Annotated in this window: 7 protein-coding genes; 4 read left to right on the top strand and 3 right to left on the bottom strand. The window is 70.2% G+C overall.

Translation table 11 applies throughout. The features are described 5' to 3' along the window. The coding region (locus ABZE72_RS13255; RefSeq protein ID WP_372729507.1) for a CehA/McbA family metallohydrolase at nt 1–1,469 on the bottom strand (1,469 nt) is incomplete at its 3' end. Between the two features lie 113 nt (nt 1,470–1,582). On the opposite strand from ABZE72_RS13255, the gene ABZE72_RS13250 reads away from it, so the two are divergent. From ABZE72_RS13250 to miaB, 3 genes are all read left to right on the top strand, one after another. Next, nucleotides 1,583–3,592 (top strand): acyltransferase family protein, encoded by a 2,010-nt coding sequence (locus ABZE72_RS13250; protein ID WP_372729506.1) that lies wholly within the window; start codon nt 1,583–1,585, stop codon nt 3,590–3,592. A gap of 70 nt (nt 3,593–3,662) precedes the next feature. Next, nucleotides 3,663–5,228: an alkaline phosphatase gene (locus tag ABZE72_RS13245; protein WP_372729505.1), complete on the top strand. Its 1,566-nt coding sequence runs from the start codon at nt 3,663–3,665 to the stop codon at nt 5,226–5,228. Between the two features lie 76 nt (nt 5,229–5,304). Then, complete coding sequence (gene miaB / locus ABZE72_RS13240; protein WP_372729504.1) at nt 5,305–6,903, top strand: tRNA (N6-isopentenyl adenosine(37)-C2)-methylthiotransferase MiaB; 1,599 nt, start codon at nt 5,305–5,307, stop codon at nt 6,901–6,903. Nucleotides 6,904–6,965: 62 nt separating this feature from the next. Here the strand turns inward: miaB and ABZE72_RS13235 are convergent, their stop codons facing one another. Continuing rightward, the gene (locus tag ABZE72_RS13235; RefSeq protein WP_372729503.1) at nt 6,966–7,601 is read right to left on the bottom strand and encodes a DUF305 domain-containing protein; all 636 of its coding nucleotides are present in this window, start codon (nt 7,599–7,601) and stop codon (nt 6,966–6,968) included. A 264-nt stretch (nt 7,602–7,865) separates the two neighbouring features. Here ABZE72_RS13235 and ABZE72_RS13230 point away from each other — a divergent pair, with 264 nt between their 5' ends. Then, the gene (locus tag ABZE72_RS13230) at nt 7,866–9,359 is read left to right on the top strand and encodes an LVIVD repeat-containing protein (RefSeq protein ID WP_372729502.1); all 1,494 of its coding nucleotides are present in this window, start codon (nt 7,866–7,868) and stop codon (nt 9,357–9,359) included. 75 nt (nt 9,360–9,434) lie between these two features. On the opposite strand, the gene ABZE72_RS13225 is transcribed toward ABZE72_RS13230, so the two are convergent. After that, a partial coding sequence (locus ABZE72_RS13225) for a hypothetical protein (protein WP_372729501.1) occupies nt 9,435–9,826 on the bottom strand: 392 nt, incomplete at its 5' end.

Raw genomic sequence — 9,826 nt, 5'->3', positions numbered from 1 at the left:
TCGGGGCTGGGGCGTCGTACCTCGGCCCGGACGAACGGCGCCACCCCCGCCGGCACCTGGGCGGTCACGGTGGCGGAGCCGTCGGCGGCGGTCGGCGAACCCGCGAGCGGCCCCAGCGGCCCGCGGATCTGGGCCAGGCAGCCGGGTGCGCCGGTGACCACGAGGCGTACGGCGACCATGTCGCCGTCCGCCGCGGCGAGCCGGTCCCCGCAGGAGGCGGACGCGTCGCCGAGGGTGGCGGTGAAGGTCAGGTCGACGGCCGCGGACTCCGCGATCCAGGAGTGACCCTGCTTCAGTGCTCGCACGATCGCCCGGGTCGCCAGCGAGGAGGCCCGTACGACGGTCTGGGCGCGACCCACCGTCTGCCCCTCGTGGTGGGAGTCGGAGTTGCCCAGCACCGGTACGAACCGACCGGCCACCAGCATCGCGTGCCAGTGCTCGACGCCGAACTGGTCGTCCAGGGTCCACGGACCGTTCCAGATCTCGATCGCGTCCATCGCGGCGTAGTCGTAGCCGAAGTCCCACTTGGTGCTCGGGATCGGCACCCAGGGGTGGGCGGCGACCGCGAGCCCGCCCAGGGCGCGGACCTGGTCGGTGAAGCGGGGCAGCTCGTCGTCGGCGGGGCGGTAGCGCCAGTCGATCCAGGCGCCGGCCGGAATGCCCACGGCCAGCCAATGACCCGCGCGCGTGGTGATCTCCTCACCGCCGATCACCAGGAAGTCACGCGGCGTGTGCCGGCCCCACACCGAGTTCGCCGAGCTGGTGTTGTGCTCGGTCGAGGCGATGAAGTCGAGGCCCGCCTCACGGGCGAGCCTGATCAGCTGGCGTGGGGTGTGCTTGCCGTCGGAGTGCACGGTGTGCAGGTGCAGGTCGCCGCGGTACCAGCCGGGGCCGGTGCCCTTCACCGAGCGAGGCGCGGGCTTCGGCACGAACCGACGGCCAGGACGGCCGAAGTGCAGGGTGACGGTGACCGACCAGTCGACGCCCGGCGGCACGATCGCGACCGGCCCGAGGATGACGTGCCAGGTGCCCGGCGTCATCGGGCCGGGCAGGTAGCCCGGGGTGGCGCGGGTGCGGCTGATCCGGAACTCCTGACGCGCCCCACCCGACCAGCCCCGGAACCCGGCCGCGTCCCCGAGCTCGTGGCCGGAGGGGTCGAAGATGCCGATGTCGATCACGTTCAGGCTGAACCCGGCGCCGGTGTTGCGTGACTCGTGGGCGTAGGAGACCTCGATCTCGCGGACGCCGCGGGGGAGTTTCACCGGCAGGTAGTGCCAGTCGGGGGTGTTCACCCCGTCGAAGTGACCGGTGAACGTGTGCGTGCGGGACTTCTTGATCCGGCCGGGCCCGGCCGAGGCGGGCTCGAACGTCGCCGCGGCGGCGTACGTCGTGACGCCGGCGCCGCTCAGCAGCAGCGATCGTCGGTCGAGCCCCAGGTGCCCGGGGGCGGGTCGATGGTCGTCACACACGCGGGGTCAACGAGCCGCAGCGCTGCCTGGTTATGCGTCCTGTCACACGCGGCCCCTGGCGCTCGGTCGAGCATGCCAGGGGTGTCGGAGCGCCCCGGTAGGGTGCGCGCGTGATGTACGGATACCGCCCCGCGCTCGACGGGCTCCGTGCCATCGCCGTCTACCTCGTGCTGCTCTTCCACGCCGGGATGGCCACGGTCGCGGGCGGCTTCATCGGGGTCGACCTCTTCTTCGTGCTCTCCGGCTTCCTGGTCTCCCACGTGATCCTGGCCGAGATGGACGCGACCGGCACGCTGCGGCTGGGTCAGTTCTACTCGCGGCGGGTCAAGCGGCTGCTGCCGGCAGCGGTGGTCGTCGTGGTCGCGACGGCGGGCTTCTTCACCCTGGTCACCAGTGTGGTGCGTCGCCTGGCCTACGTCGGCGATGCGCAGAGCGCCCTGCTCTACGTGGCGAACTGGCGCTTCCTGGCCCAGCAGAACGACTACTTCGCAGCCGACGTGGAGCACAGCCCCTACCTGCACTTCTGGTCGCTGGCCATCGAGGAGCAGTTCTACTTCGTCTACCCGGTGCTGCTCCTGCTGCTGGTCCGCTGGTCGCGCACCCGCCGCTGGGTGCTCCCGGCCGGGTTGGCGGTGCTGCTGGCGCTCTCCCTGGCCGCCCAGCTCTACTGGATGTCCGCCGACCCGAACCACGCGTACTACGGCACTGACGCCCGGCTCTACCAACTGCTGGCCGGTGCCCTGGCCGCGGTCGCCCTGCGGGCCGCCGGCTCCCGGGAGGTGCCGCGCTGGAGCGTCCCGGTGGGGTTGGCGATGCTGCTCGTGCTGGCCTCCGGGCTGCTCGGCTGGACGCCGGGCTGGCGCGGGATCACGGTCACCGTGGCGGCTGTCCTGCTGGTGGCCGGGGCCAGCACCGCCGTGGAGCGGCCCCAGCTCCTGGTCCGGCTCCTGGCCCGTCCGATCCCGGTCTACCTGGGCAAGATCTCCTACGGCACCTACCTGTGGCACTGGCCGGTCCTGCTCGGGGTCCGCGAGTTCATCGACGTCCGTCCGCTGCTGCTCGCGGTGATAGCCGGCGCCCTGAGCACCGGACTGGCCGCGCTCTCCTTCCAGGTGCTCGAGCTGCCGATCCGGCGCGCGCCCCAGCTGCGGCCGTTCGGCTGGCGCGTCGCGGTGGTCGGGGTGGGTGCGAGTGCGTTGGTGGCGCTGCTGCTGATGCCGCCGATGCTGCAGTCGACCCGGTCGCCGGCCCTGACCGCCTCGAGCGTCGGCGCCGTCTCGGCCGGCGAGAAGCGCCCGATCCCCGACGACATCGACTGGGCCGAGGTCGCCCAGGACTTCGGCTCCACCCACTCCTGCACGTCGGCTGAGGACTGCGTCGTCGTCGAGGGCGAAGGTGCCTCGGTCGTGCTGATCGGCGACAGTCACGCACGGATGCTGGAGCCGGCCTTCCGGAAGCTGGCCGAGGAGCACGGCCTGGAGCTGTCCGTGCAGATCCAGGAGGGCTGCCCATGGCAGGCCGGGCTGGCCAACGGCAGCCGGCCGCCGGCGGAGCAGGCGTCGTGCCGCGCCGAGCGCGGTGAGTGGTACGCCGAGCACCTGCCCGAGCTCGAGCCCGACCTGCTGATCCTGGTCTCGAACAGCTACGACAACGAGCGGATCCACGGCGACACGATGAAGCGGATCGGCGGCTCCGACGAGACCCTCGCCGAGCTGCTGCTGGCCACGACCCGGGAGACGCTGGCGACCTTCGAGGAGCTGGGGGCGCGGTCGCTGATCGTGCACAACAGCCTCGAGGTCAGCGGCTACGACAGCATCCTCGACTGCCTGGCCAGCTCGCGCTACGAGTCGCAGTGTCTGGTCGACGTACCGCTGCGCACGAAGGCCAGCGACGCCTACTACGCCGTCGCGGCCGCGGAGTCACCGGCCGTCAGCACGGTCGACCTGGGGTCGGTCTTCTGCCCCGACGCCCCGCGGTGCCGCCCGATCCTGGACGGCACCGTGGTCTGGCGCGACAACGGGCACTACACCGCGTCGATCGGGATCGAACGACGGCAACGGATCTGGACTCGGCTGGTGCGCTCTGGTGCCCTGGACGGGCTCGACGTCGACCGCGGCCGTTGATCGTCCGCTGACCAGCCGTTGTTCACCGGTTGGTCACCACCCGGTCGACTGCGGGGGTCACGCTCGCGCCATGACCGACCTCGGACGTCGTACCTTCCTCACCACCACCGCCTCGACCGCCTCGAGCGCCGCGCTGGCTGCCAGCGGCTTGGCGACGCGGGCCGGAGCCAGCCCCGCCCTGGTCCGGCGTGGCCGGCTGACGCTGCCCAGCGGCGTCCAGAGCGGGGACGTCACCCCCGACTCCGCCGTGCTGTGGGCCCGCTCCAGCGGGCGGGGGCGGCTGGTCGCCCGTGTGCCCGGCGGACGCCGTGCCCAGCGGCGTCGCGGTCGGCTGGCCACCAGGGGCACCGACTTCACCGCCAAGCTGGACCTGCGCGGACTGCGCCCCGGACGGGACCACGAGATCGACGTCTGGTTCGAGGACGAGGAGGGGCACCGGGGGGAGCGGGCGCGGCTGCGGTTCTCCACGCCGGCCCTCCACCCCCGGTCCTCGAGTTTCGTGTGGTCCGGTGACACGTGCGGGCAGGGCTGGGGGATCAACCCGGACCTGGGCGGTCTGCTCGGCTACCGCGCGATGCACGAGACCCGACCCGACTTCTTCATCCATGCCGGCGACACCGTCTACGCCGACAACCCGATCCAGGCCGAGGTCGTCGAGCCGGACGGGCAGATCTGGCGCAACCTGGTCACCGAGGAGGTCAGCAAGGTCGCCGAGACCCTGCGCGAGTTCCGTGGTCGGCACCGCTACACCACGATGGACGAGAACGTCCGGGCCATGTACGCCGATGTGCCGGTGATCGCGCAGTGGGACGACCACGAGACGACCAACAACTGGTACCCGGGCGAGATCCTCGAGGACGAGCGCTACACCGAGCGGCGCGTCGACGTGCTCGCCGCACGCGCCCGGCGGGCGTGGCAGGAGAACATCCCGATCCGGGAGCCCCGCCGTCGCCAGCACGACTCGGGCTTCGTGCCCGCGCGGATCTACCGGAAGGTCCCCCGTGGCGCCCACCTCGACGTCTTCTGCCTCGACATGCGCACGCACAAGGACCCGAACACCGCCGGCACCGAGACCGAGATGACCCGACTGCTGGGCCAGGAGCAGGTCGACTGGCTGGTCCGCGAGGTCCGGGCCTCCACGGCGACGTGGAAGGTGATCTCCGCGGACATGCCGCTGGGCCTGGTCGTGCCGGACGGCCCGGTGGACCAGGAGAGCCTGGCCAACCGGGACCCGGGCCAGCCGCTCGGCAAGGAGCTCGAGCTCGCGGCCGTGCTGTCGGCCTTCAAGCGGCACGGGGTCAAGAACGTGGTGTGGCTGACGGCCGACGTGCACTACACGGCCGCTCACCACTACGACCCGGCGCGAGCGGCGTTCACCGACTTCGACCCGTTCTGGGAGTTCGTGGCCGGACCGATCGCGGCCGGCACCTTCGGCCCGAATGCGCTGGACGGCACCTTCGGCCCCGAGGTGGTCTTCAGCAAGTCCGCCGAGCGGCCCAACGAGTCGCCTCGCGTCGGCAACCAGTTCTTCGGGCACGGAGCGATCTCGGCCGACGGTTCGCTGACCGTCTCGCTTCGGGACCTGTCCGGCGCCACGCTGTGGAGTCGGACCCTGGAGCCCGACCCGGTGCGCTGATCATCGGACGGGTGGCGTCCGCGTGCTGCTCGCTGATGAGTCCCCGCAGCGTCGATCGCCGTACAGTTGGGCGGTCATGACTGCCACACCTGAAGCCACCGAGTCCGTCGTCCGCACCTACGAGGTCCGGACCTACGGGTGCCAGATGAACGTCCACGACTCCGAGCGCCTGACCGGGCTGCTGGAGGACGCGGGCTACGTGCCGTTCACCTCCGAGGTCGAGCGCGCCCAGCGCATCGAGCACCCCGACGTCGTCGTCTTCAACACCTGCGCGGTGCGCGAGAACGCCGACAACAAGCTCTACGGCAACCTGTCCCACCTGGCGCCGATCAAGGCCGCGAACCCGGGCATGCAGATCGCCGTCGGTGGCTGCCTGGCCCAGAAGGACCGCTCCACGATCACCGACAAGGCGCCGTACGTCGACGTCGTCTTCGGCACCCACAACATCGGCTCGCTGCCGGTGCTGCTGGAGCGGGCCCGGGTGGGCGAGGAGGCTCAGGTCGAGATCCTGGAGTCGCTCGAGGTGTTCCCCTCGACGCTGCCGACCAAGCGGCAGTCGGCGTACGCCGCGTGGGTGTCGATCTCGGTCGGCTGCAACAACACCTGCACGTTCTGCATCGTGCCGGCGCTGCGCGGCAAGGAGAAGGACCGTCGACCCGGCGAGATCCTCGCCGAGATCGAGGCGCTCGTCGCCGACGGCGTCAGCGAGGTCACCCTGCTCGGTCAGAACGTCAACGCCTACGGCGTGGAGTTCGGCGACCGGCAGGCGTTCTCCAAGCTGCTGCGTGCGTGCGGCGACATCGAGGGGCTCGAGCGGGTGCGCTTCACCTCGCCGCACCCGGCGGAGTTCACCGACGACGTGATCGAGGCGATGGCCGAGACGCCGAACGTGATGCCCTCGCTGCACATGCCGCTGCAGTCCGGCTCCGACAAGGTGCTCAAGGACATGCGCCGCTCCTACCGGCAGTCGAAGTTCCTCGGCATCATCGAGCGGGTCCGGGCGGCCATGCCCGAGGCCGCGATCACCACCGACATCATCGTGGGCTTCCCCGGCGAGACCGAGGAGGACTTCCAGGCAACGCTCGACGTGGTGCGTCAGGCGCGCTTCGCGAACGCGTTCACCTTCCAGTACTCCAAGCGCCCCGGCACGCCGGCAGCGACGCTCGAGGACCAGATCTCGCCCGAGGTGGTCAAGGACCGCTACCAGCGCCTGGTCGACGTGGTGAACGACGTCGCGTGGACCGAGGCCAAGAAGCAGGTCGGCCGCCGGGTCGAGCTGATGGTCTCCGAGGGCGAGGGCCGCAAGGACGAGGCGACGCTGCGGCTGTCGGGTCGTGGCCCGGACAACCGGCTCGTGCACTTCGAGGCCGACTTCTCCGGCGTCGAGCTGGACGCGGTGCGTCCGGGTGACGTGGTCGAGGTCGAGATCACCTACGCCGCCCCGCACCACCTGGTGGCCGACGGACCGGTGCTGGCCGCGCGTCGTACCCGGTCGGGGGATGCCTGGGAGGGCCGGCTGGCCCAGTCGGCTGGATCAGGCACGGGCGTGACGCTGGGGATGCCGGCCGTCGGCGTACCCGCTCCGCTGCCGGACGCCCCGCCTGCCGCTGACCTGCCAGTTGTGGTTGCCCTGGGGGCGCTGAGCTGCCAGTTCTGGTTGCTCCGAACCCACTGAGCTGCCACTTCTGGTTGGCCAAGCTCCAACCAGAACTGGCAGGTCAGCGGGTGAGTGCCCGTTCAGAGTGCGGCGAGCAGGTCCCGCATCCGGTTGATCTCGGCGCTCTGGGACGCGTTCACGTCCGCCACCAACTCGCTGACCAGAACGTCGCCCACCTCGGGACTGGCGTCGTTCGCCATCGAGATCGCGCCTCGGTGGTGCTGGATCATGCCCGTGAGGAACAGCCGGTCGAACTCCGTGCCCCGCGCCGACGCGAGCCGCTCCAGCTGAGCCTCGCTGAGCATGCCGGTCATCGAGTGATGCCCGTGCTTGCCGTGGTCGAAGTCCGACATGTCGTCGCCCACCTTCGGGACCTCCAGGCCGCGGTCGGCCAACCAGGCCGCCATGGTGAGGATTTCGGGCCCCTGGGCGGCCTTGATCCGCTCGGCCAGGCGCCGTACGACGTCACTGCCGGCACGCTCCGGGACCAGCTCGGCCATGTCGATGGCCTGGGCGTGGTGCGGAATCATCATCTGCATGAAGGCCACGTCGGTGTGGTTCCACTCGGAGTCGGGGACGGAGGCCTCGTCCGGAGCCACCTCCGCGGCGGCCTCGCCGGGCTTGCCGGGCTGGATCACGCGCGGGCCCGACGCGTCGGCGGCCTCCGGCTCCGGCCCCGGACCGGAACTGCAACCGGTGAGCGTAAGCGTCAGCACCACAGCGAAGGCGAACAGCAGCGCCGACCGGTGATGCCGTCTGGGCGCAGCAGGAAATACGAGGGGCACGTCATCCACTTCCCGAGAATTGAATGGATCGCATCGGCGAGGGGGCCTTTACACAACCAGCGATTGCACGATACGACACTTCTGGACACGCGCGGAAACCCCGCAGCGTGCGACGAAAGGTCTCGGGAAAAAATGCAACCTTCATGGAAACGCGCCCGCCTGCCCAGGCGCAGGACAGCCGTCACCGCCACCGCGTTGGGACTGGCGCTGGGGCTTGCCGGCTTCTCCTCCGGCCCCGTCCTGGCCGACGATGGTCACGAGCAGAAGTCCGCCGCGGCACCCGCGGCGGGCCCGAAGTGCACCAAGTCCCAGCGCCAGCAGCTCAAACAGGCCGGAGACAACTTCTCGATGGCGTGCCTGCCGGGCGCCGACCTCGCCAAGATGCCCCCTGCTGCTGCCACCCTTGCCCCGGGTGAAACCGCCAGCAGCCCGAACATGACCCTGCTGCACAACACCCCGAAGCAGGGCGAGTTCGCCCAGGAGGGCGCCTACAACTCCGACCTCGCCTTCGCGGGCAACTACGCCTACGCCGGCAACTACAACGGCTTCACGGTGTACGACCTGTCCGTCCCGACCGCACCGGAGGTCGTCACCCAGGTGTCCTGCCCGGGTGCCCAGAACGACGTGTCGGTCTACGACAACCTGCTGATCCTGAGCGTCGACTCCAGCCGCAACGACGACTCCTGCAGGAGCACAGGCCAGTCGGCGAGCGTGAAGAGCTCATGGGAGGGCATCCGGGTCTTCGACATCACCGACCGGGCCAACCCGATGTATGTCGCCGCCGTCGAGACCGACTGTGGCTCGCACACGCACACGCTGGCGCCGGAGAAGTCGGGCAAGAACCTGTTCGTCTACGTGTCGTCGTACAGCCCGAACGCGAACTTCCCCGACTGCCAGCCGCCACACGACAAGATCAGCGTCGTGAAGGTTCCGGTCGACGAGCCGAGCGCGGCGACGCTCATCGGCACGCGCGTGCTCTTCGCCGACGGAGGCAACCCCGCCGGCACCACCTCCCGGGAGACCACCGGCTGCCACGACATCACCGCCTACCCGGAGCTGGACATCGCCGCGGGCGCCTGCATGGGTGACGGTGTCCTGCTGGACATCTCCGACCGCGCGAACCCGGTGGTGACCGAGTCGGTGCGGGACCTCGAGAACTTCGCGTTCTGGCACTCCGCGACCTTCAACAACGCCGGCACCAAGGTCGTCTTCACCGACGAGCTCGGCGGCGGTGGCGGAGCCACCTGCAACCCGGCCGTGGGCCCGAACAAGGGAGCCAACGCGATCTACGACATCGTGGACGGCAAGCTCGTGTTCAAGAGCTACTACAAGATCTCCCGGACCCAGTCGAACACCGAGAACTGCGTGGCCCACAACGGCTCGCTGATCCCGGTCGAGGGCAAGGACATCATGGTCCAGGCGTGGTACCAGGGGGGTGTGTCGGTCTTCGACTTCACCAACTCGAGCAAGCCGACCGAGATCGCGTGGTTCGACCGGGGTCCGCTGAGCGACGAGAAGCTGATCCTGGGCGGCTCGTGGTCGGCGTACTACTACAACGGCTACATCTACTCCAACGACATCCAGCAGGGCTTCGACGTCCTCGGGGTCGTGGACAAGCGGCTGAAGCGGGCGGGATCCGTCCGCATGGACGTGTTCAACCCGCAGTCGCAGCCGTCGTACAACGGCTGATCGAGCAGTGAGCGAGGGCCCCGACCGGAGACGGTCGGGGCCTTCGGCTTCTCCTGGCGAGGGGTGAGTCCGCGGTCAGGGCGAGCGCGGGTCGGTGGAGGAGTAGCCGGCCTTCGGGTCGAGGCCCTCGGGGTTCTCCTCGGCTCCGCCCGGCGCCTGCTCGGGCGGTACGTCGTCGAGGTCCCGGTCGACGGGCGAGGTGTCCCGTACGCCGTCGGTCGACATCTGGCCGGGACCGGTCTGGCCGATGCGTTCGCTGCTGATCCCCAGGTCGCCGGCTGCACCCTCGGGCCCGTTGGCGTTGGCATTCGAGTCCTGGATCTCGTGAGCGTTCTCGTTCGTGTCCATGCCCGTGCTCGTACCCGACCGGCCGGGCATCAAGCCGCCGACCTGCCAGTTGTGGTTGCCGAAATGCCCGCTGACCTGCCACTTGTGGTTGCAGTCAGCAACCACAACTGGCAGGTCAG

This window comes from Nocardioides sp. (assembly GCF_041600255.1).
In the GTDB taxonomy this organism is placed as follows: Bacteria; Actinomycetota; Actinomycetes; order Propionibacteriales; family Nocardioidaceae; genus Nocardioides.
Note: the sequence above shows the minus strand (reverse complement) of the source record. Positions and strands in the feature narration are given on the sequence as shown.

What these genes read in the sequence shown, in the direction of transcription:
- ABZE72_RS13250 (WP_372729506.1), top strand. Translation starts at nt 1,583, where the DNA reads ATGTACGGATACCGCCCCGCGCTCGACGGGCTCCGTGCCATCGCCGTC.
- miaB (WP_372729504.1), top strand. Translation starts at nt 5,305, where the DNA reads ATGACTGCCACACCTGAAGCCACCGAGTCCGTCGTCCGCACCTACGAG.
- ABZE72_RS13245 (WP_372729505.1), top strand. Translation starts at nt 3,663, where the DNA reads ATGACCGACCTCGGACGTCGTACCTTCCTCACCACCACCGCCTCGACC.